This window comes from Paracidovorax oryzae ATCC 19882 (assembly GCF_000687165.1).
In the GTDB taxonomy this organism is placed as follows: Bacteria; Pseudomonadota; Gammaproteobacteria; order Burkholderiales; family Burkholderiaceae_C; genus Paracidovorax; species Paracidovorax oryzae.
Map to the genome: position 1 here is coordinate 143,908 of NZ_JMKU01000007.1, position 22,278 is coordinate 166,185.

General features: G+C 71.3%; 16 protein-coding genes and 1 tRNA gene. 8 read left to right on the top strand and 9 right to left on the bottom strand.

The window, feature by feature from the left end:
* Nucleotides 1–3 precede the first annotated feature (3 nt).
* Nucleotides 4–1,434 (bottom strand): coniferyl aldehyde dehydrogenase, encoded by a 1,431-nt coding sequence (locus T336_RS0106905; RefSeq protein ID WP_051647078.1) that lies wholly within the window; start codon nucleotides 1,432–1,434, stop codon nucleotides 4–6.
* A 192-nt stretch (nucleotides 1,435–1,626) separates the two neighbouring features.
* Here T336_RS0106905 and T336_RS0106910 point away from each other — a divergent pair, with 192 nt between their 5' ends.
* The 3 genes from T336_RS0106910 to T336_RS0106920 all read left to right on the top strand — a co-directional run bounded on the left by T336_RS0106910 (nucleotide 1,627) and on the right by T336_RS0106920 (nucleotide 5,132).
* A complete protein-coding gene (locus T336_RS0106910) occupies nucleotides 1,627–2,646 on the top strand; it encodes an AraC family transcriptional regulator (RefSeq protein ID WP_317135407.1) in 1,020 nt (339 codons plus the stop codon).
* Nucleotides 2,647–2,712: 66 nt separating this feature from the next.
* Entirely contained in the window at nucleotides 2,713–3,759 is a 1,047-nt protein-coding gene (locus T336_RS0106915) for a P1 family peptidase (RefSeq protein WP_035207194.1), read from the top strand.
* Complete coding sequence (locus tag T336_RS0106920) at nucleotides 3,756–5,132, top strand: TAXI family TRAP transporter solute-binding subunit (RefSeq protein WP_051647074.1); 1,377 nt, start codon at nucleotides 3,756–3,758, stop codon at nucleotides 5,130–5,132. The genes T336_RS0106915 and T336_RS0106920 overlap by 4 nt, the downstream gene beginning before the upstream one ends.
* Before the next feature lie 131 nt (nucleotides 5,133–5,263).
* Here T336_RS0106920 and T336_RS0106925 read toward each other — a convergent pair whose 3' ends face one another.
* The 3 genes from T336_RS0106925 to atpC all read right to left on the bottom strand — a co-directional run bounded on the left by T336_RS0106925 (nucleotide 5,264) and on the right by atpC (nucleotide 10,000).
* Nucleotides 5,264–7,666: a DUF1631 family protein gene (locus T336_RS0106925; RefSeq protein WP_026431990.1), complete on the bottom strand. Its 2,403-nt coding sequence runs from the start codon at nucleotides 7,664–7,666 to the stop codon at nucleotides 5,264–5,266.
* 82 nt (nucleotides 7,667–7,748) lie between these two features.
* Entirely contained in the window at nucleotides 7,749–9,410 is a 1,662-nt protein-coding gene (gene ettA, locus T336_RS0106930) for an energy-dependent translational throttle protein EttA (RefSeq protein WP_019700040.1), read from the bottom strand.
* A gap of 134 nt (nucleotides 9,411–9,544) precedes the next feature.
* Nucleotides 9,545–10,000 (bottom strand): ATP synthase F1 subunit epsilon, encoded by a 456-nt coding sequence (gene atpC, locus T336_RS24835; protein ID WP_050858797.1) that lies wholly within the window; start codon nucleotides 9,998–10,000, stop codon nucleotides 9,545–9,547.
* 364 nt (nucleotides 10,001–10,364) lie between these two features.
* On the opposite strand from atpC, the gene T336_RS0106940 reads away from it, so the two are divergent.
* Both T336_RS0106940 and T336_RS0106945 read left to right on the top strand, forming a co-directional pair.
* On the top strand, nucleotides 10,365–12,176 hold the full coding sequence (locus T336_RS0106940) for a DEAD/DEAH box helicase (protein ID WP_026431991.1): 1,812 nt from the start codon (nucleotides 10,365–10,367) through the stop codon (nucleotides 12,174–12,176).
* A 210-nt stretch (nucleotides 12,177–12,386) separates the two neighbouring features.
* Nucleotides 12,387–14,243 carry a M14 family metallopeptidase gene (locus tag T336_RS0106945; protein WP_026431992.1) on the top strand — a complete coding sequence of 619 codons (1,857 nt, stop codon included), beginning with the start codon at nucleotides 12,387–12,389 and terminating at the stop codon, nucleotides 14,241–14,243.
* A 77-nt stretch (nucleotides 14,244–14,320) separates the two neighbouring features.
* Here T336_RS0106945 and T336_RS0106950 read toward each other — a convergent pair whose 3' ends face one another.
* Complete coding sequence (locus tag T336_RS0106950) at nucleotides 14,321–16,078, bottom strand: cation:proton antiporter domain-containing protein (RefSeq protein ID WP_026431993.1); 1,758 nt, start codon at nucleotides 16,076–16,078, stop codon at nucleotides 14,321–14,323.
* Nucleotides 16,079–16,262: 184 nt separating this feature from the next.
* On the opposite strand from T336_RS0106950, the gene T336_RS0106955 reads away from it, so the two are divergent.
* Both T336_RS0106955 and T336_RS0106960 read left to right on the top strand, forming a co-directional pair.
* Nucleotides 16,263–16,339: transfer RNA gene (locus tag T336_RS0106955), tRNA-Arg, on the top strand.
* 241 nt (nucleotides 16,340–16,580) lie between these two features.
* On the top strand, nucleotides 16,581–17,003 hold the full coding sequence (locus tag T336_RS0106960; RefSeq protein WP_026431994.1) for a hypothetical protein: 423 nt from the start codon (nucleotides 16,581–16,583) through the stop codon (nucleotides 17,001–17,003).
* A 27-nt stretch (nucleotides 17,004–17,030) separates the two neighbouring features.
* Here the strand turns inward: T336_RS0106960 and T336_RS0106965 are convergent, their stop codons facing one another.
* Together T336_RS0106965 and T336_RS25725 are read right to left on the bottom strand one after the other, a co-directional pair.
* Nucleotides 17,031–17,246 carry a hypothetical protein gene (locus T336_RS0106965; protein WP_026431995.1) on the bottom strand — a complete coding sequence of 72 codons (216 nt, stop codon included), beginning with the start codon at nucleotides 17,244–17,246 and terminating at the stop codon, nucleotides 17,031–17,033.
* A gap of 160 nt (nucleotides 17,247–17,406) precedes the next feature.
* Nucleotides 17,407–17,865 carry a hypothetical protein gene (locus T336_RS25725; protein WP_050858795.1) on the bottom strand — a complete coding sequence of 153 codons (459 nt, stop codon included), beginning with the start codon at nucleotides 17,863–17,865 and terminating at the stop codon, nucleotides 17,407–17,409.
* Between the two features lie 486 nt (nucleotides 17,866–18,351).
* Here T336_RS25725 and T336_RS0106975 point away from each other — a divergent pair, with 486 nt between their 5' ends.
* On the top strand, nucleotides 18,352–19,092 hold the full coding sequence (locus T336_RS0106975) for an IclR family transcriptional regulator (RefSeq protein ID WP_013594163.1): 741 nt from the start codon (nucleotides 18,352–18,354) through the stop codon (nucleotides 19,090–19,092).
* A gap of 84 nt (nucleotides 19,093–19,176) precedes the next feature.
* On the opposite strand, the gene T336_RS0106980 is transcribed toward T336_RS0106975, so the two are convergent.
* Nucleotides 19,177–20,547: an aspartate aminotransferase family protein gene (locus T336_RS0106980; protein WP_019700033.1), complete on the bottom strand. Its 1,371-nt coding sequence runs from the start codon at nucleotides 20,545–20,547 to the stop codon at nucleotides 19,177–19,179.
* Between the two features lie 142 nt (nucleotides 20,548–20,689).
* Complete coding sequence (locus tag T336_RS0106985) at nucleotides 20,690–22,264, bottom strand: methyl-accepting chemotaxis protein (RefSeq protein ID WP_244883888.1); 1,575 nt, start codon at nucleotides 22,262–22,264, stop codon at nucleotides 20,690–20,692.
* Nucleotides 22,265–22,278 lie beyond the last annotated feature (14 nt).

A 22,278-nucleotide genomic window follows, 5' to 3' on the forward strand; every position in this document is an offset into this window, starting at 1 on the left:
AGGTCAGGCCAGCCGCTCCAGCAAGCCGAGCAGGCGCTCGAAGGTCTTGCCATAGGGTGGATGGAACATTGCCGTGCCATTCAACCGGGCCTGGCGGAACACGGGCTTGAGATGGCTCAGCCGGTCGAACCCCCAGCGGCCGTGGTAGGCGCCCTGCCCGCTCGCACCCACGCCGCCGAAGGGCTGGTGCTCCTGCGCGAGGTGCCAGAGGCAGTCATTGACCGTGACGCCGCCAGCCAGCGTGCCGTTCAGCACGCGTCCCTCGGCGGCCCGGTCGCGGCCGAACCAGTACAGGGCCAGCGGTGGATCCCCTGCCCTCACATGGGCGATGGCGGCCCCGGTGTCGGCCACCTCCACGATGGGCAGCACCGGGCCGAAGATTTCATCCTGCATCAGCCGCATCTGCGCCGTGGCGCCCAGCACCAGCACGGGTGGCAGCTTGCGCGTGCCGTGGCTGAAGTCCTCGCCGGCCGGGTTCACCTCGATCACGCGCGCACCCTGGGCCCGGGCATCGTCCAGCAATGCGAGCAGGCGCTGGCGGTGCCGGTCGCTCACGATGGAGGTGTAGTCGGGGTTGTCGCGCAGCCGCGGATACAGCCGTCCCATGGCGGCGGCCAGGCCGTGCGCCACCGGCTCGCCCTGGCCGGCCGGCACCAGCAGATAGTCGGGCGCGATGCAGGTCTGGCCGGCATTGAGCAGTTTGCCGAAGGCGATGCGCGGCAGGGCCTCGCCCAGGTCGCAGCTGACATCGATGATGGCGGGCGACTTGCCGCCCAGTTCCAGCGTCACCGGCACCAGGCTTTTTGCAGCGGCCTGGGCCACCTGCCGGCCCACGGCGGTGGAGCCGGTGAAGAACAGGTGGTCGAAGGGCAGTTCCACGAAGGCGCGGGCCACTTCTGCATCGCCGGTCACCACGGCCACTTCGGAGGGATCGAACGCATCGGAAACGGCCCGCGACAGTGCGTCCGCGAAGCGGGGCGTGAGTTCCGACGGCTTGATGAGCACCCGGTTGCCCGCCGCCAGTGCGGCCACGGCCGGCCCCAGCGCCAGCTGCAGCGGATAGTTCCAGGGCGCGACCACGCCGACCACGCCCAGCGGCTGCGGCAGCAGGCGGTTGCCGCCCGGCAGGAAATGCATCTGCGTGGGCACGCGGCGCGGCCGCATCCAGCCGCGCAGGTGGCGCAGGGCATGGCGGATGCCGGCGCGCACCACGAACAATTCGGCCAGCCGGCTTTCATGCGCGCTGCGGCCGCTGAAGTCGGCGTCGATGGCGGCGATGAATTGCGCCTCGCAGCGGTGCGTGAGGGCGAGCAGGCGGCGCAGCCGGTCGGCGCGCGCCTGCCAGGCAGGCATCGGCTCGGCGTCGAACGCCGCGCGCTGGCGAGCCAGCATGCCGGCCAGGGAGGTGCCGGGAATGGGCGTCGGCATCAGCATGGCCGCCTCCCGGTGCCGCGGCTGCACGGTGTCGGGAATGGGATTCGCACGTGCATCATGTCTCCGTATCGTCGTTATGCATGGGGCCATCATCGAATCACGCCCGGCGCGCCACAAGGCGCGGCCGGGCCAGCCACTTTAGAATTCGGGCCAAATCGGCGGCATTGAGGGTAAGTCTGGATGAGCTTTCTGATGTTCCGAAGAGGGGTCACGGGCGCGCGCCTGCTGGTGGAGTACGGCCGTGAAAAAGGGCTGGACTGCCCGTCGCTGCTTGCCGGCAGCGGTATCGGCGAGGCATTGCTGGCCGAGCCCGACGCCGAGCTGGAACCCGGGCAGGAGCTGCAGGTGGCGCGCAATCTTTCGCGGCTGCTGGGGCACCCGCCCGGCCTGGGACTGGAGCTCGGCCTGCGCTACCGGCTGGGCAACTTCGGCATGTGGGGCTATGGCCTCCTGAGCAGCGCCACGGCCGGCGCGGCGCTGGAGATCGCGATGCGCTTCCTGCCGCTCTCGTATGCTTTTTCCGCCATCAGCACGCAGGTGCTGGAGGACTCGGTGCAAGTGCATTTCAGCGAGCCGGACCTGTCGCCCGGGCTCGGCCGCCTCCTGGTCGAACGCGACATGGCCGCCGCCGCCATGCTGATGCGGCAGGTGGCGGGTGACGGCTTCCGGCTGGACCGCATCGCGCTCAAGGCCCTGCCCGGCAGGATCGGGGCGCCGCCCGCCGGCATCCACGACATCCTCGGCGCGGTGCCCGATTTCAAGGCGCACGCATACCTGATCGCCTACGACCGCGCCTATCTGGCCAGGCCACTGCCCCAGGCAGACCCGGCCACCGCGGCGATGTGCGAGCGCATGTGCCAGAAACTGTTGGAGCAGCGGCGCGTGGACATCGGCTGCGCTGCCATGGTGCGGCACCAGCTCGCCGCGCTGCCCCCGGGCGCCCTCCCCAGCCTCCAGCACATCGCGGGCCTGCTCCACACCAGCGAGCGCACTCTCAAACGGCGGCTGCAGGGCGAAGGAACGTCCTTCCGGCAGCTGGCGGCGCAGTCGCAGGCCTCGGCCGCTGCGGCGCTGGTCGGCGATCCCCGGCTGAGCCTGACCGAAGTGGCCGAACGCATGGGCTATGCCGACCTGTCGGCCTTCTCCCAGGCCTTCAAGCGCTGGCATGGCCTGTCGCCGGAGGGATTCCGCCGCAGGCTCCTCGCGGGCTGACCGAGCCCGCGCGCTTGCGCTATGGTGGCGCCTCCGCGGCACGCCGGCGAACCGGCCCTTCTTCCCATGTCCCAGTTCTCGCACTCCCCAGGCCCTGCCGGCGATGCCGGCTCCATCACCCGCGTCGCCGGCATCGAGGTCGGCCACAGCACCGACACGCGCCGGCCCACCGGCTGCAGCGTGGTCATCGCCCGGGAGGGCGCCGTGGGCGGCGTGGACGTGCGCGGCGCCGCGCCCGGCACGCGCGAGACCGACCTGCTGGAGCCCACGCACCTGGTGGACCGCATCCATGCCGTGATGCTGGCCGGCGGCAGCGCGTTCGGACTGGATGCGGCCGGCGGCGCGGTGCGCTGGCTGGAAGAGCGCGGCATCGGCCTGGACGTGGGCGTGGCACGCATTCCGCTGGTGCCGGCCGCCGTGCTGTTCGACCTGCCCGTGGGCGACGCGCGCATCCGCCCCGACGCTGCCGCGGGCTACGCGGCCTGCGCCGCCGCGTCGCGTGCGGACCCGGCCGAAGGCAACGTGGGCGCGGGCGCGGGTGCCTCGGTGGGCAAGCTCTTCGGCATGGAATACGCCATGAAGGGCGGCATCGGCAGCGCGTCGATCACCGTGCTGGGGGTGACCGTGGGCGCGCTGGTGGCCTGCAATGCGGCAGGCGACGTGGTGGACCCGGAGTCCGGCCGTCCGGTGGCGGGTGCGCGCACGGCCGACGGGCTGCGGCTGCGCGACACGCGCCGCGCTCTGCTGGCCGGGGACGTGCCGGACACGCTGCTCGCGGGCACCAACACCACGATCGGCGTGGTGGCGACCGATGCCGCCATCACCAAGGCACAGGCGCGGCGGCTGGCGGTGTGCGCGCACGACGGGCTGGCGCGCGCCATCAACCCCGTGCACACGCTGTCGGACGGCGACACGCTCTTCGCGCTGGGCACGGGCCTGGCGGGCCGCTCGCCGGGCATGATGGTGCTGTCCACCCTGGCGGCCGAAGTCACGGCCCGCGCCACGCTGCGCGCGGTGCTCGCGGCGCGCTCGCTCGCCACGCCGCAGGGCCTGCATCTGCCCGGCGCAGCGGAGCTGGGCGGCATGGCCTCCTGGGGAGCGGTCTGGCCATGAACATGCTGGCCGCCCGATCGCGCACCGCCGCCCGGCGCCTGCGCACCGCCCTGCTGAACGTGCGCGACCTGCTGCTCTCGGCCGGGCCGCTCGCCTTCCTGGCCGTGGGGCTGGTGGCGCTGGCCTATTGGTGGCTGCAGCCCAATCCTCCGCGCCGGGTCACCCTGGCCACCGGCCCCGCACAGAGCGCCTACGCCGAGTTCGGCCAGCGCTATCGCAAGGCCCTGGCGGCGGACGGCATCGACGTGCTGCTTCTGGAAAGCGAAGGCTCCTCGGCCAACCTGCAGCTGCTGCGCGAGGGCCGGGCGGACCTGGCCTTCGTGCAGGGGGGCACGGGCGAACTGCGCCCGGAGGACGCCGGGAACCTGGAGTCGCTCGGCAGCCTGTTCGTGGAGCCGATCTGGCTGTTCTACCGGGACGACACAGCGCGGCGCGTGTCCGCCAACGGCCGCCTCGCCAGCCTGGCGCAGCTGCGCGGCCTGCGGGTGAACGTGGGCACGCCGGGCAGTGGGGTTCCGACCCTCATGGACACCTTGCTGGAAGCCAACCGGGTGGACCCGGCCCGCGTGCACCGCACGCAACTGGGCCAGACGCCCGCCACGGTGGACTTCCTGGCGGGCCGGCTGGACGCGCTGGTGTTCGCCTCCGCGCCCGAATCACTGATGGTGCAAATGCTGCTGCAGACGCCCGGCGTGCGGCTCATGGACTTCCCGCAGAACGAAGCCTATGCCCGGCGTTTTCCGTTCCTCACGCCCGTCACGCTGCCGCGCGGCGTGGTGGACCTCGCGGGCAACGTGCCCTCCTCCGATGTGCGCCTGGTGGCCTCCACCACCTCGCTGCTGGCGCGCGAGGGCACGCACCCGGCGCTGCTGCAGCTGTTCGCGCAGAGCGCGCAGACGCTGCACGGCGGCGCGGGCTGGTTCAACCGCGCGCGCGAGTTTCCCAATACCCGCCACAGCGAGGTGCCGATCGCCGCCGAAGGCGAGCGCGCCATCAACGGCTCGCCGCCGCTGCTGCAGCGCTACCTGCCGTTCTGGATCGCCAACCTCGTCGAGCGCATGTGGCTGGTGCTGGGCGTGCTGCTGGCGGCCATGCTGCCGCTGTCGCGCATCGTGCCGCCGCTCTACCAGTTCCGGGTGCGCTCGCGCGTGTTCCGCTGGTACGGCCGCCTGCGCGAGATCGAAGACCAGTTCGAGACCGGCAGCATGCCGCCCCCGGAACTGCTGGCGCAGCTGGCCCGGCTGGAAACCCAGGTCGAGAAGGTGAGCGTGCCGCTGTCGTATGCGGATGAGCTCTATGCGCTGCGCCACCACATACAGATCGTGCGGCAGAAGGTGGCTGGCGGCATGCAGGCCCCCTCCGCTACTCCTTAGAGCGGCTAGCACGACCCTTCTGGCGTCGTTGCCGCATCTTGTCGTACTACTCGTACTGCCTGTGATACGGCGCCTGGCCAGAACCGCTTCGCTGGGTCGTGTTAGCCGCTCTTGGCGCGGCCTGCGGCGGCTCAGCGTACGGGCTTGCGCGATCCGCCACGTGCGGGCCGGATCTTCGCCGGAGGCCCCGGCAGCACCTTGAGCGCGCCCTCGGCCATGAGCTTGTCCCGCACGCGCCGCGTCATGGACTGCGTGCTGCCGTCGGGCGCCGTGAACAAAAACAGCGTGTGGTGCGGGCTGGCCCAGGTGAGCTGCGTATGCACCGCGCGGTGATTCGTGGTGAGCTCCACCCAGGTACCGATGGAGAGTTCGTCGCCGGAGGCGTTCGCCCCGCCAGCGGACGTGGCTGCCCCCCCGGCCCTGTCCTCGCCGGCCTCTCCGGGCCTTTCGGACTCCTCGGGCTCCTCGGGCTCCAGCAGGGAGTGGCCGGTCTGCGGCATGCCGGAGTCCACGGCCTCCCCAGCGCGGGCCGCAGCCTGTTCGGCGGCCGCCTGGTGCAGGGTCGCGACACGCTCCAGGATGGCGGCGGTCATGCCCTCGTCGTGGCCTACGCTGTCCAAACCGCCGCGCAGGGCGCCCAGGATGCACGTGACGGCGGGGGCCAGGCGCTCGGGCGTGCGGGCTGCGAGCCAGGGCTGGGCGAGCCAGAACAGCTCGGGCACGACCGCGAGGTAGCCGCCGGGGTCATCCTCGCCGGGCCGGTCCGCCTGGGCGCGCGCCACCACATCGGCCCAGGGGCCCGCGGCAAACTCCACGATGTCCGGCGGTAAGTCCTCGGTGCGGGCCAGCGCACGGATGTCCTGCGACACGCGCTGCGACAGCGCTTCGCGGCGCGTCAGTTCCTGCGCCACGGCGCGCGCGGACTCCTCCCGCTCGCGGCGGCGCCGGTCCTGCTCGGACCAGCCGGCCTCCAGCCCCGCCAGGGCGGCAGCGAAGGTGTCGGCGCTGCGGGTGTCGCCCGAAGTCACGCTTTCCACGGCCCGCTCCATGAGGCGCGCAAAGCCGCTGAAATCATCCACGTCCTCGGAATCGAAGGACAGCGCCCGCTGGGTGAGCACGTCCAGCAGGCGGCGCGCAGGATGCCGCTCATCGGTGAAAAAGCGCGGGTCGTGCCGCACCAGGCGCTGCAGCGCCGGTCGCAGGTTCTGCAGCGAGCGCTGCACCGGCGCCAGCAGGCGGTCGTCCTGCGCGATGTTGTCCATCATGCGGCTCACCACCTCGCTGGCGGTGCGCGAGCGGGAACGTGCAGGCGCGCCGGCCGGGCCGGCTGCCGGTGGTGCGATGGGGGCCGCAGCCATGCCCGGATGCGCGGCTGCGGGCGCGACGGCGGCGAGCGGTGCGGGCAGGCTGCCGGACAGGCGGCCCACGATGCGCTCGAGTTCGGCGATGTCCTCCATGGCCTCGGCCGCAGCGGCGGCGAGACCACCGTCCGGGGGAACGGCCAGTGGCAGGCCGGCCAGTGGCAGGCCGTCCAGTCCCCCCGGATGCGCCGCCAGTGCCAGGTGCGCGGGCACCCCTGCGGCCGCCGGGGCGGCGAGCGACCCCATCGGCTGGGTCAGCATCTGCCGGAGCATGGCGACGGTGAGCAGCGCTTCCTCGGCTTCAGGCGCCAGGACTGCCGGCCGGGACGGCTGCAGCGGCGCGTCCGCCATGCCGCTCCAGTCGGTCACCGGCCCCCGCCATCCGCCCTGCGCGGACTGCATGTCGCCCAGTGTGGGAACGGGGCCGTATGCCGTGCCCCAGCCGCCGCCCTGCCCACCGCCCACCTGGCCAGCCGCCGGCCCATGCCAGCGCCCGGCGGCGGCGCTCCGCCCCGCAGCATGGGCTGCAACGGCGTAGCCCACGGGCTGCACGCCGTCCTCGCGGAGCCGGGCAGCGGCGCTGCGGTAGGCGGCCTGGAGCTGGGTGCCGAGGGCATTGCGCAGCGGCGCCATCCAGAGGGTGCGCACGTCGGACGCAACCCCCGTGGCGCCCACCACCTGCTGCAGGGCGCGGATGTAGTTCCCGGGCCGCAATGGATTGCGGTCGGGTTGCACGCTGGGCAGGCCCTGGGCCGCGCTCACCAGCGCGTCCAGTTCCGCCAGCACGGCTTCGGTGGCATGCAGCGCCACCTGCTGGGCGCGCGACAGTTCCACCTGCGCCATGACCTCGGCCTCGTCCATCAGGGACAGCTCGCCGAAATCCAGCCCCGCGGGCTCTGAAGGCCTCGCCCGGGCGTCCGGACCGGCGCCCGCGAAGATCTCCAGCAGGGCCATGGGAAAGCCTCTCACCAGCGCGGGCGCGTGCTGCACCAGCAGCGCGCGGGCGCCCTCCAGCGCATCGCGCCGCCGGGGCTCGCGCGCCAGCGGTGCCTCTGCCTCCAGGGCATCGCGCGTTTGCGCCACCAGCGCCTCCATCACCGCCTCGCCGTCGCGGATGGCTGCCACGACGCAGGCACGGAAAGCCGACCGGGCGGCGGGGGCGATGGCGGACATGGCGCGGCGGCGTGGTTCGGCGCGGTGGGGATCGCGGCGGGAAAAGGACGGAGCTACCGGACGGGGTGGAGCCGTCCCGCGTTCACTTGAGCGCCTTGTAGCGCATGCGCTTGGGCTTGGCGCCCTCTTCGCCCAGGCGCTTCTTCTTGTCGGCTTCGTATTCCTGGTAGTTGCCGTCGAAGAACACCCACTGGCTGTCGCCTTCGGCGGCCAGGATGTGGGTGGCGATGCGGTCAAGGAACCAGCGGTCGTGGCTGATGACCAGCACGGTGCCCGCGTATTCCAGCAGCGCGTCTTCCAGGGCGCGCAGGGTTTCCACGTCCAGGTCGTTCGAGGGTTCGTCCAGCAGCAGCACGTTGCCGCCCGCGATCAGCGTCTTGGCCAGGTGCAGCCGGCCGCGTTCGCCGCCCGAGAGGCTGCCGACCTTCTTCTGCTGGTCGCCGCCGTTGAAGTTGAAGCGGCCCGCATAGGCGCGGCTCGCCATCTGGAACTTGCCGATGTTGATGATGTCCAGGCCGCCCGAGATGTCTTCCCACACGGTCTTCTCGTCGGACAGCGCATCGCGGTTCTGGTCCACGTAGGCCATCTTGACGGTGGAGCCGATCACCACCTCGCCGCTGTCGGGCTGCTCGCGGCCGGCGATCAGCTTGAACAGGGTCGATTTACCGGCGCCGTTCGGGCCGATGATGCCGACGATGGCGCCGGCCGGGATGTTCATCGACAGGTTGTCGATCAGCACGCGGTCGCCGAAGGACTTGGTGACGTTCTTGAACTCGATCACCTGGGTGCCCAGGCGGTCGGCCACGGGAATGAAGATTTCCTGCGTCTCGTTGCGCTTCTGGTATTCGAAGTCGCTCAGTTCCTCGAAGCGGGCGATGCGCGCCTTGGACTTGGCCTGGCGGCCCTTGGCGTTCTGGCGCACCCACTCCAGTTCCTTCTTCAGGGCCTTGGCGCGGGCTTCCTCGCCCTTCTGCTCGGATTCGAGGCGGGCCTGCTTCTGGTCCAGCCAGGTGCTGTAGTTGCCCTTATACGGAATGCCGTGGCCGCGGTCCAGTTCGAGAATCCACTCGGCCGCGTTGTCGAGGAAGTAGCGATCGTGGGTGATGGCCACCACGGTGCCGGGGAAGCGGTGCAGGAACTGCTCCAGCCAGTCGACGGATTCGGCGTCCAGGTGGTTGGTGGGTTCGTCGAGCAGCAGCATGTCGGGCTTGGACAGCAGCAGGCGGCAGAGCGCGATGCGGCGCTTCTCGCCGCCGGACAGCACGCCCACGTTGGCCTCCCAGGGCGGCAGGCGCAGCGCGTCGGCGGCGATCTCCAGCTGGTGCTCGGAATCGGTGCCGGCGGTGGCGATGATGGCCTCCAGGCGGGCCTGCTCGGCGGCCAGCGCGTCGAAGTCGGCGTCGGGCTCGGCATAGGCGGCGTACACCTCCTCGAGCTTGGCCTTGGCGGCGAAGACCTCGCCCATGGCCTCTTCCACGCTCTCGCGCACGGTGTGGTTGGGGTCGAGTTGCGGCTCCTGCGGCAGATAACCGATCTTCAGGCCCGGCATGGGGATGGCTTCGCCCTCGATCTCCTTGTCCACGCCGGCCATGATCTTCAGCAGCGTGGACTTGCCCGAGCCGTTCAGGCCCAGCACGCCGATCTTGGCGCCGGGAAAGAACGACAGGGAGATGTCCTTCAAGATCTGCCGCTTCGGGGGCACGGTCTTGCTGACGCGGTTCATCGAATAAACGTACTGGGCCATTGGGTTTCTTTCCTTGGAATGGGGGCGGCTCCGCCAGGGGCGGGAGGCGGCGGCGGGGCGCCGCGCGGCGGAGGCTTCGCCTGCGATTATCGGATGCTTTGCGCCGGACGGGATGCCGGGCCCGGCGGGAGGGCCTAGCGCCCGGAGAGCTTGCGGGCTTCGTGCGTCCACTGCGCCGCGGCGCGCGCGATCTCGGCATGCAGCAGCGCGTGGTCGATATGGGCGAGCTCCCCGCCGAGCAGGCTGGAGGCCGCCTGCTTCGCGGCCTCGGCGCGCGCGGCGTCGAGGTCGGCATTGCGCACGGCGGTGTCGGCCAGCACCGTGACGCGCGCGGGCTGGATCTCCACATAGCCGCCGGACACATACACCTCGATGCGCTCGCCAGCCGGGGTCTCGATGTGCACGAAGCCCGCGCGCAGCCGCGTGAGCAGCGGCGTGTGGCCGTGCAGCACGCCGAAGGCGCCCTCCGCGCCCGGCAGGCCCACCACGCGCACCGGGCCGGACCAGACCAGGCCTTCCATGTGGGCGATGTCGAGTTGCAGGGCGCCGTCCGGCGCTGCGGCGGGCGATGTCGATGGCGTTGAGGGCATGGGGGCGGATCCGCGGGCTGGCGTGGTGACGACGGCCGCGCACCGGGTAAATCCCGATGGCGGCACGGCCACCGCAACGTGAATGACAGGTCGCCAGTCTAAGCCCGGGACAGTCCGGCGCGGGCAACGGCCACGCCTGCAGTGTGTCCCTGCGCACGGTGTGGTGCGATCTCGTGCCACAATAGCGCCTCAGCCGCCGGCACCAGGAACCGGCGGCCTCAGCAACCTGCTGGGGACGAGGAAGCCGCCACGCGGTGTTCCGGCTCCCATTCGTGAATCCCATCTGCCTTGACTGGACGCAGCCCCTCCCCCGGGTCCTGCGACAGGCCGATGCCTCCCGCGCCCGGAGAGGGCGCTTCCTTGAATGACTTTTGACGAACTGAATCTGGCCCCGGCCATTCTGAAAGCCGTGCACGAGCAGGGCTACGAGACCCCCACCCCCATCCAGGCCCAGGCCATCCCTGCCGTGCTCGCAGGGCACGACCTCCTCGCCGGAGCCCAGACCGGCACGGGCAAGACGGCGGCCTTCACGCTGCCCATGCTGAACCGCCTTTCGCAAGGATCGGCGCCGAAGAGCAAGTTCGGCGGCAAGGGCGTGCGCGCCCTCGTGCTGACCCCCACGCGGGAACTCGCCGCCCAGGTCGAGGAATCGGTGCGCGCGTACGGCAAGTACCTCGACATCAATTCCACCGTCGTCTTCGGCGGCGTGGGCATGAACCCGCAGATCGACCGCATCAAGCGTGGCGTGGACGTGCTGGTGGCTACTCCCGGCCGCCTGCTGGACCTGCAGCAGCAGGGTTTCCTCGACCTCTCCACGGTCGAGATCCTGGTGCTGGACGAAGCCGACCGCATGCTCGACATGGGCTTCATCCACGACGTGAAGAAGGTGCTGGCCCTGGTGCCCCGCGACAAGCAGAGCCTGCTGTTCTCGGCCACCTTCAGCGACGAGATCCGTGAACTCGCCAACACCCTGCTCAAGAACCCGCAGAGCATCCAGGTCACGCCGCGCAACACCACGGTGCAGCGCATCACGCAGGTGATCCATCCCGTGGGCCGTGGCAAGAAGAAGCAGGTGCTGCTGCACATCATCCAGCAGCACAACTGGAGCCAGGTGCTGGTCTTCACCCGCACCAAGTTCGGCGCCAACAACGTGGCCGAATTCCTCACCAAGAACGGCGTCACGGCCATGGCGCTGCACGGCAACAAGAGCCAGAGCGCCCGCACCCAGGCCCTGGCCGGCTTCAAGAGCGGCGAGATCCGCGCCCTCGTGGCCACCGACATCGCCGCGCGCGGCATCGACATCGACGAGCTGCCGCACGTCGTCAACTACGAGATCCCCAACGTTCCCGAGGACTACGTCCACCGCATCGGCCGCACCGGCCGCGCGGGCGCCAGCGGCGAGGCCGTGAGCCTGGTCTGCATGGACGAGGAAGGCTTCATGATGGAGATCGAGCGCTTCACCAAGCAGGAGATCCCGGTGCAGGTGCTCGACGGCTTCGGCCCCGAGGAAGGCGAGAAGGCCGAGCCGATCGCCATGGGCCGCCAGACCATCTGGGGCGGTGCCGGGAAGCCGCCGAGCCGCGAAGTCATGCAGGCAGCTGCCAAGGCAGCGCGCAGCGAGATGATGGAACGCATCCGCACCAACAAGGCCACCCAGGGTGAGCGCAGCGGCGGCGGCAAGTCCGGCGGACGCGGCGCGCAAGGCCAGGGCGAAGGCGGCGGCAACGGTGGCCAGAAGCCCCAGCGCAGCCGCGGCGGCGCGCAAGGCCAGGGCCAGGGCAACGGCCCGCGTGCGGCGCATCCCGGCAACGGCGGCCATCCGCGCTCCGGCAACGGTGGCGGCGGCAATGGCGGCGGCCGCGGCAACCGCCCCCCGCGCAGCGAAGGCGGCCACCGCTCCGACGACCTGCAGCCGCGGCGCGAGAACGCCCACCTGGGCACGCAGCTCGGCACCCACCTGGGCCCCACGCGGCATGGCAGCGGCAGTGGCGGCGGCCAGCCCGACCCGATGCGCACCAGCGTGGACAGCATGTCCAGCGGCCGGCGCGGCGGCGGCTTCCGCAGCGGCGGCGGCGGTGGTGGCGGCTATGGCGGTGGTGGTGGCGGCGGCTACGGCGGCGGCCGTGGCGGCAACCGCGGCCCCCGTGGCGGCGGTGGCGGCGGCTACGGGCGCTGAATCTCCGCGCAGCCCCTTCCCGGGGCGGCGCTGCATGCCCACGGCGCGGCACGGGCGGTCTCCGGACCGTTCCGTGCCGCGCCGTTTCGTTTCCGCCGGTCCGGGCCCGAATGCGCTGGCACACGGGACTGCCACCGACACGGCCCGGCCCCGGCGCCGGGTAACATCGGCCCCGCCTGCCAACCCCGGCCGCACGCGGCCCGATCGACCATGAACCAGCCATTCGACGCCCTCCGTCCCTCCAGGACCGCCGCTCCCGGCCTGCCGCCCCGCGCGCTCGCACCCCTGGTTCTGGCCATCGCCGTGCTGGCGGCGGGCTGCAGCAGCACGCCGCTGCCCCCCTGGCCCGCGAGCGCGCCGACGCCCCTGCCCTCCACCGCGCAGACGCGTCCGGCTCCCGCACGCACCGTTCCCCCGCCGCTGGGCACCACGCGCGCGGAAGTGGTCACCACTCCGGTCTCCGAAACCCCCATCGTGCCGCAGCCGGAAGGTGCGGCGCCCCCTCCCGCCGCTGCGCCGGCCGAGGCCCTGCCCTACTCCGCCGCCGTCGCGGCACGGTTCCCCGATCCCTCGGTGCGCTACGACACGCCCGGCCTGGCCGACGGCCGCCGGGCCTTCACCACCAACGCCGAGGCCTCGCAGTGGCTGCACAGCCTCGCGCCCCAGGCGGGCAGCGCGACGAAGACGGCGGTGATCGAGTGGGGCCGCTCGCAGCGTGGCGTCCCGCTCGAGGCCCTCGTGGCCACGCGCGGAGCCGGCACCTCGCTGCAGGAACTGGATGCCAGCGGCCGGCCCACCGTGGTGCTGATCGGCCAGCAGCACGGTGACGAGCCCGCGGGCTCGGAAGCGCTGCTGGTGATCGCGCGTGAACTCACGCAAGGCCTGCTGGAGCCGCTGCTGGACCGCATCAACGTCGTCGTGGTGCCGCGCGCCAACCCCGACGGCGCGGAAGCCGGCACCCGCGTGACCGCGAACGGCACCGACATGAACCGGGACCACCTGCTGCTCACCACACCCGAGGCGCAGGGACTGGCCCGCCTGGTGCGGGACTACCGCCCCATCGCCATCGTCGATGCGCACGAATACACCGTGGTCGGCCGCTTCCTGCAGAAGTTCGGCGGCATCCAGCGCTACGACGCGCTGATGCAGTACGCCACCACCGCCAACGTGCCGGAATTCCTCACCAAGGCTTCGCGCGAGTGGTACTACCAGCCCATGGCGGCCGCCCTGCAGGGCCAGGGACTGACCAGCGACTGGTACTACACCACCTCCACCGATCCGGCGGACATGCGCGTCTCCATGGGCGGCACGCGGCCGGACACCGGCCGCAACGTGAACGGCCTCAAGAACGCGGTCAGCCTGCTGGTGGAAACGCGCGGCGTGGGCATCGGCCGCACGCACATCCAGCGCCGCGTGCATACCCAGGTGACGGCGCTGACCAGCGCCCTGCGCAGCACGGCCGAGCGTGCAGCCAACCTGGAGCAGGTGCGCTCGTTCGTCGCGCGCGACACGGTCGCGCAGGCCTGCCGCGGCGAGGTCGCCGTGGATGCGGGCCCGACCGCCACGCAGCGCGACCTGCTGATGCTCGACCCGCAGACCGGTGCCGACAAGACCGTGCGCGTGGAATGGAACTCGTCGCTCGACCTGCGCATCCTCACCAGCCGCCCGCGCCCCTGTGGCTACTGGCTCGGTCCCGCGGCGGGCGAGGCGGTGGACCACCTGAAGATGATGGGCGTGCAGGTGATGCGCGTGGCCGAGCAGGGATCGCTGCTGGCCGACACCTACCGTGAAACCGCACGCGACACCGCCCCGCGGGAAGACGTGCGCGGCACCGTGGCCGGCGCGGCGGACACCGTGCGCGTGAAGGTCGAGACCGTGCGCACCGCCATCGATGCGCCCGCCGGCAGCTACTACGTGCCGCTCAACCAGCCGCTGGCGAACCTCGCGGTCGCCGCGCTGGAGCCGGACACGCAGAACAGCTATTTCGCGAACCGGCTCATCGGCTCGCTGGGCGACATGGCCCGGGTGATGACCACGCCGACGCTGGTGTTCGAGGAACCGGACTGAGCTGAACCGCGGCGCCCGCCTAGCGCCCACATGGCGCACGTGCGGCGCCCATGCACCGCCCGGCAGGCACCGGCGGGTCAGACGGACGCGTGCCGCTCGTCGAGCGTGCCCGGCACCGTGGCGGCCTGGCGCTCCTGCCCGTCCGCCATGGCCACCACGTGGGTGGTCATGGCCACGGCCAGCGCCTCCTCGCCCAGGAAGACCTTGCCCACGCCCTCGCTTTCGAGCAACTGCGCCTCCTCCTCGTTGTGGGTGCGCACCACGGTCTCGATGGCGGGGTTGAGGGTGCGGGCAGTGGCGACGATCTGCCGCACGTCCAGCGTGTCCGGCGTGGCGATCACCAGCATGTGGGCGCGCGCGATGTGCGCCTGGATCAGCACGGCCGGCTCCACGGCATCGCCGGCGACGGCCGCCATGCCCCGGGCGCGCAGCCACTCGACCAGTTCCCGGTTCTGCTCGGCCACCACGAACGGGATGTCGCGCGCCGCCAGCGCGGCGGCGATGCGGCGCCCCACCCGGCCGTAGCCGACCAGCACCACCTGCCGGGCCAGGTAGCGCTGGTGCGTGCTCTGCGGCAGCTCCGCCAGCGGATCGTCGCGCAGCTCCAGCTGCCGCGCCCAGGCAGAGCGCGCCCGCAGCCAGTCCTGCAGCGGCGCGATGGCTCGGAACAGGATGGGGTTGAAGGCGATGGAAAACAGCGCGCCCGCCAGCACCAGGCTTGCGCCTTCCGGGGGCAGCAGGCCCAGCGATGCGCCCAGGCCCACGAGGATGAACGAGAACTCGCCGATCTGCGCCAGGCTGGCCGACACGGTGAGCGCGGTCTGGAGCGGATAGCGGAAGGCCAGCACCAGCGCGGCCGCCGCGAAGGTCTTGCCGAAGATGATGATCGCCACCACGGCGAGCACCTGCAGGGGGCGCTCGAGCAGCACGCGCGGATCGAACAGCATGCCCACGGAGACGAAGAACAGCACGGCGAAGGCATCGCGCAGCGGCAGCGATTCCTGCGCGGCGCGGTGGGCGAACTCCGACTCGCGCATCACCATGCCCGCGAAGAACGCGCCCAGTGCGAACGACACCCCGAACAGCGCGGCCGAGCCGAAAGCGATGCCCACGGCCGCTGCCACCACGCACAGCGTGAACAGCTCGCGCGAGCCCGTGCGCGCCACCTGCCACAGCATCCAGGGAAAAAGCCGGCGCCCCACCAGCAGCATCACGGCCACGAAGCCACCCACCTGTGCCAGCGTCCAGCCCACGGTCTTCCAGAGCGGTGGATGGGCCACGGCATCGGCCGCGCCCTCCGGCGTGCCGCCGAGCCACCCCGCCAGGGGCGGCAGCAGCACCAGCACCAGCACCATGGCGAGGTCCTCCACCACCAGCCACCCGACCGCGATGCGGCCCGTGTAGGAATCGAGGATGCCGAGCGTTTCCAGCGCCCGCAGCAGCACCACCGTGCTGGCCACCGACAGGGCCAGGCCGAAGACCAGCGCGCCGCCCAGGCCCCAGCCCCACCAGGTGGCCAGGCCCACGCCCAGCAGCGTGGCCACGGCCATCTGCACGATGGCGCCGGGCAGCGCGATCTTGCGCACGGCGAGCAGGTCGCCCAGGGAAAAGTGCAGTCCGACGCCGAACATCAGCAGCATGACGCCGATCTCGGCCAGCTGGCTGGCCATGGCCCCGTCGGCCACGAAGCCTGGCGTGTAGGGCCCGATCGCCACGCCCGCCAGCAGGTAGCCCACCAGGGCGGGCAGGCGCACCCGCGTCGCCAGGAAGCCCAGCAGCAGCGCCAGGCCGAGGCCGACGGCGATCGTATGGATGAGGGCGACGCTATGGGGCATGTGTCAAAGGAGGGGCTTTGGCAGCGCTCAGCGCGCGGGAGGGGCGGTGGAAGCGATCTCGCTGTGTTCCGTTATAACCGCAAAGCGATCCGGCGGCGATGCCCCCGCCCCCCGGGGCTGCCTGCCGCACGGGTATGATCACGGGCCTCGGAAGCGCCGCAGCAGCCGGCCTGCTTCCCACCATCTGCCCGTAGCTCAACTGGATAGAGCAATTGCCTTCTAAGCAATAGGTCGGGGGTTCGAGTCCCTCCGGGCAGGCCAAGGCTTCCCACGCACACCGACAAGCAACTTACCTGCCTTCACAGCCCGTATCGGAATGGCGCCCCTATTCTGGAGGGCGCGGGGTCTGGGCCGGTACCGTGGCCACTCTCGGTCCGGCGGCCGTGCGGGGTGTAAAGCAGCCCGGATGGTCACCCCGCACCCTTGCATGCCGGCAAGCCCATGGCGCGAAGGGGGTGATGGACGAATTGATCACAATGGTGCACCCTCTGGCGCCCCACCCATGCACGCTCTGATTGCCGGCGTCCTGCTGGCCACCCTTTCCCTGACATCCGCTGCGGATGGCGGATGGTTCACCGTGTATGGGGATCCGGCGCTGGTCGAGCGGGACCTGATACAGATCCGCCCGGAGTCGGTCACGCACCTCGAGGGCGACCTGATCAGCGTGGAAGTGCGCGTGACCCGCGAGACCGTGCGCGAAGCCTATGGCGGGGGCCCGTACCGCGGCCATGAAAGCCTGGTGGTGGTGGACTGCTCCCGGAGGGAAGCCTGGTACACCCGCATGCGCTTCTACGCGCTGCCGGGCTGGACGGGTGCGGCGTCCGCGGAACGGACGTTCCGGCAGGGAGAGGCGCCCGTCACGTTCAAGGCCATACCGGACCAGGCCGACCGGCTGGTGCGGGCGGCCTGCCGGCTGCGCCGCTGAAGCGCATCACTGCCCCGGATCACGGCCTCAACCCAGCCACTGCCGGTGGCGGGGAACATCTTCATCCGAGAACTGGGATTGCACGGCCTGGCGGCTGTCGGGAATGTCCTCGGCATCCGGGCAGGGCTCGACGTCGCCGAGCTGGGCTTGCCAACGGGGAAGGTCGCGCTGCCCCATCTGGCGCGCACGCGTGCTTTCGGCGATGAAGAAGGCGGAGCCTCCCGGGCATTGGACGACGGACATGCGGCACCTCCTTTTCAACCTGCGATCCCTTATTGGGCTCCCCGCAGGACGTGCGCGGGGTGGGACGGGCGGGGCATGCGCTGTAGGAACCGCGCCCGCCAGCGCCGGCGTACCGGCCGGGCGCACGCCTTTCCCGGCGCGCTAGCGCTGCAGGGCCTGCTCAACGGCCGGTGGCGCCTCCGGCACCGCCGCCGCTGCCACCACCGCTGCCACCGGTACCGCCACCGCTGGAGCCACCGGCTCCGGTGCCGCCGGGCCCCATGCCCGAACCGCCGGCACCGCTGCCCGTTCCCGTACCGGAACCGCCCGAACCGTTGCTGCCGGCACCGCCGCTTCCCGGTGTGCCGCCGCTGCCGCCCGAGCCAGTGCCGGAGCTTCCGGAGCCGCTGCCGGAATGCGCGCCGCCGGAACTGCGGCCATCCGAATGGGCCCCGGAGCGCTTGCTGGCGCCGCTGGCCCGGGGGGACGGGACATCGGCGGTGCCGCCACCCATGGCGCCGCCGGAAGACCCGCCCGACGTCTGCGCCTGCGCCAGCGGGGCGCCCATCAGCACCGCGCCCGAGATCAGCGCGCCGGCGCAGTACTGCAGCGTCTTGCGCACCTGTGGATTCCTGTTCATGGATGACTCTCCTTGTGTCGTGGTTGAGGACTGCAGGCCGTGCGCTTCCGGAGGGAAGCGTGGCAGTGGCAGCGACCGCTGCGGCTTGCCGGGCCTGGACGCCAGCTTCCTCCTGCGCCGGCTCGGCCGTTTGTAGGAATCGCAGCGAATATCCACGAGCACGGCAAATGCGGTTCACGGAAGTTGCAGCGACTGCACGTCTGGCATCGGAACGTGACCATCGCGATGCGCACCGGCGCGCCCTCCTACGCACGCGAGGGCGTCAGTCTCTGCGTACGCTGCACCGGAACACGCGCAGCAGCCCCGGTGTTCTGCCGTAACATACATGCGGCGCGGGCGCCTCTGCAGCCCCCGCGGCGACGGGAGGCAGATGCATCCGGCCACAGGGCCGCGGCCACCTTCCGGTGCCGCGCAGGTCCGATCCACCGCACGGCATGTGCCCTCCGGGCATGGCAGCCGGCACCGTCTCCATCTTTCGAAGAACCCATGAACAGCCTGCGCCGAATGCTCGCCGTGCTCGACCTATTTCGCCCGGAACAGCCGGTGATCGACGTCGATACCATCTGCCGGGAACTGGACTACACCCCCGCGAGCGCGTACCGCTACCTGCGCGAACTCGGCGACGTGGGGCTGCTGGTGAGGCTGCCGCGCGGCTATGCGCTGGGCCCCCGGATCATCGCGCTGGAGCGGCAGATGACCGACTACGACCCGATGCTGGTGCGCAGCCGCGACCTCATCGACCGGCTGGTGAAGGAAACCCAGCTGGACGCGCTGATCAGCGAGTTGTATGGCGACGTGGTGATCAACGTGCTGCTGCAGCGCGGCAGCGATGCCGCGCCGGCGGACAGCGGGCGCGGCAAGCCCATCGACCTGTTCCACAGCGCGACGGCCCGCGTGGTGCTGGCCTATCTCTCGCCGCGGCAGATCCGCCGCATCTACGACGCGCATGCGGCCGGGCCCGAACTGGAGCATGTCGGCCTGCAGTGGAAGGATTTCTCCAAGAGCCTGCTGGCGATCCGCAAGCAGGGCTATTGCATCAGCGAGGGAGAGCTGCACCCCGAGCGCATCGGCATCGCGGCGCCGGTGTTCGACGAAAAGCAGCGCGTGCTGGGCAGCATCACGCTGGTGGGACGCAGCGAGCGCTTCAAGGCCTTCCAGGAAGGCTTCCTGTGCAAGCTCGTTACCGAGGCTGCGGCCGAGCTGACCGAGCGCATCGCCCGGCAATGAGGCGCGGCCGCTCCCTGGCCGCGGCCGCGGCCGCCGGCATCCTCCCCACCAGGCCGGGAGGACCACCGGCGGCCCGCACGGCGTTCAGAGCGACGCCAGCCCCCGGCCGAAGACGTCCAGCGCCTTGAACAGCAGCGAGCGCGGCACGGTGAGGGATGGCATGACGCGCATCACGTTGGTGTAGCGGCCGCACGGTACCATCAGCACGCCGTGGCTCAGCACGTAGCCCATGAGGCGGCCCAGCTTCTCGCCGGTCAGCGGGGCCCTCGTGGCTTGGTCTTCGACCAGTTCGATGCCGATCATCAGCCCGCGCCCGCGCACTTCGCCCACATAGGGGCTGTTGAAGCCGCGGATGTACTCCTGCGCCTCCAGGCCCACATCGTGGGCGCGCTGGACCAGGTTCAGTTCCGGGTCCTGCAGCAGGCGGATGTTGGTGAGCGCCACGGCAGCGGAGAGGGCGTTGGCCGCGAAGGTGTTGGGAGCGGAGCCGTCCGGGATCTTCGCGGCGAGGTCCGAGCGCATGACCAGGCCGGCCATGGGCACGTCGCCGCCCATGCCCTTGCCGAAGGTCAGCATGTCGGGCTTCACGCCGGAGTGCTCCACGGCCCACATCTTTCCGGTGCGTCCCGCGCCGCACTGCACCTCGTCCACGATGAGCAGCGCGCCGCTGCGATCGCAGGCCTTGCGCAGCAGTTGCAGGAATTCCGGCGCCGGGGGCACGTAGCCTCCCTCGCCCTGCACGGGCTCGACGATCACCGCGGCAACGTCGTCGGCGGCGGTGTACGGGGTGTTGAGCAGGTAGTCGATGTACTCGCCCGCGATCTGCTCGGCGCTCTTGTGCGTGGTGTCGAAGGGGAAACGGTAGGCATACGGATAGGGCGCATGGATCACGCCACCCATGAAGGGGCCGTAGCCCTTGCGGTAGGCCGTGCCTGTGGTGAGCGCGTTGGATGCCTGCCAGATGCCGTGGTAGCCGCCGTGGAAGGCCACGATCTGGTGGCGGCCTGTGACGCGCCGGGCGAATTTCACGGCCGCTTCCAGGGCGTCGCTTCCGCTTTGCGTGAAGAAGGTGATGCAGTCGCCGCGCAGGCCGTCAGGCGCGATTTCGGAGATCTTCGCCGCCAGTTCGGTGCGCCGCGTGTTGTTCACTTCCATGGCGTGCATCAGGTCGCCCGCCTGCTGCTGCATGGTCTTCACCACCTCCGGATGGCAGCGGCCCACGCTGCTCACGCCGACACCGGCGGACAGGTCCACGAAGACGTTGCCGTCGGGGTCCTTGAAGGTCACGCCGAAAGCGCGGTCCATCACCACGGGCATGCGGCCGCCGCCGCGCGCCATCGATTCCGTGCGCGCGGACAGGTCCAGCGCTTCGGCCGCCTTCGGGCCGGGAAAGGCGGTGGACACCATCTTCGGGGCATCGGCAAAGTTCAGTGCTTCCAGTTCAGCTTCAGTCATAAAAACGTACCTTTTTGCGTATCTGCGGGATGGCGTGCGGCGGATGCGCCGCACACCGTGGAGCGCCAGGTGATGGTCATCCAAGCCGCGGAAGACGGGTTAGCCGGAATCGGCAACCGGAATGCAGCCTGTTTCGGCGGCGCTATGCCTCGCGTTCCAGCGTGAAGGAGCGGACCACGCCGGCGAGGCGGGCGGACTGGTCGCTGAGGCTGCCCGCGGCAGCGGCGGCTTCCTCCACCAGCGCGGCGTTCTGCTGGGTCGCGTGGTCGATCGAGCCCATGGCCTCCGCGACCCGCACGATGTCCTGGTTCTGCGCGCGGCTGGCGTCGTCGATGCCGGCGGCCCGCTGCGCGATGCCCGCGACGTGGCGCACGACCGCCTCCATGGTGGCGCCCGCGCCCTGCACGAGCCGCGATCCCTCGTCCACCTGGAGCGCGCTGGCCTGAACCAGCGCCTTGATGTCCCGGGCGGCGGCGGTGGCGCGCAGTGCCAGCGTGCGGACCTCTGCCGCCACGACGGCGAAGCCCCGGCCATGCTCCGCGGCGCGGGCGCCCTCCACCGCCGCATTCAGCGCGAGGATGTTGGTCTGCCGGGCGATGCCGTCGATCACGCCCGTGATGTCGGCGATGCTGCGCGCCCCGGTCGCGATCTCGCCCATCACCGCGACCACTTCACGCACGGCCGCACCGCCCTGTTGCGCGGCGATGCGAGCTTCCTCCACGAGCGCGGCGGTCTCGCCCGCCACCCGCGCGTTCTGACCGGACACGGCGGAGACCTGGTCCATGGCGGCAGCGGTCTGCCGCAGGCTGGAAGACTGCTCCTCGGTGCGGCGCGACAGATCCAGGTTGCCCGAGGCGATCTGCGACGCACCGATCGCGATGGATTCGCTGCTCTCGCGCACCTGGCGGACGATGCCCGCGAGGCTTTCCGCCATGCGCTGCAGTGCGCCCAGCAACTGGCCCGCCTCGTCGCCGCGCCGGGTCTCCGTGCGCACGCTGAGATCGCCGCGCGCCACCGTCGAGGCCAGCGCCAGGGCCTCGGAGAGGGGGCCGGTGATCGAGCGCGTCAGCACCACGGCGATGCCCGCGGCCAGCGCCAGGGCCGCAGCGGCCAGGACCGCCATGGCCGCCTGGGCGAGCCGCGCCGTGCGCAGAGCGTCGGCGCCGAACTGCACCATGCCGTCCGCCTGGGCCCTGCCGAAGCGTTCGATGGCGGCCAGGTAGGCCTGCTGCGCCGGAAGCATGTGCTGCACCAGGAAAACCCCGCCTTCGTCCAGGCTCTGCGCCAGCACCAGCCGGGATAGTTCGGTCTTGCGCGAGGCGTAGGCCTTGCGGAGCTCCAGCACGCCATCCAGCGTCTGCAGCCCCTGTTCCGCTGCGTCCGGCATGTCCTGCAGCGCGCGGACCGCACCGTCGATGGCGCGGTCCGCGGCATCGACCTTGTTCATTTCTGCACGCACCGCCTCCAGGTCGGTGGCGATGAGTGCCGTGCGCAGCGCGATGGCCTGCGCGTGCACCGCGTTCTCGATGGCGTGTGCCTGGGCCACCCTGGCATATCGGTCGTCCACGATGCGCTCGGTATTGGCCGAGACCGCGGCCATCCGCTCGATGCCCACGGCCGCGAGGGCCATCAGCAGCGCGATCACCGCGCCGAAGCCGAGGCCGAGCCGGGCCCCGATCCGCATGTCGTTCATCCAGCGCATGCCGGTACCTGCCATCGGACGGGCTGCGG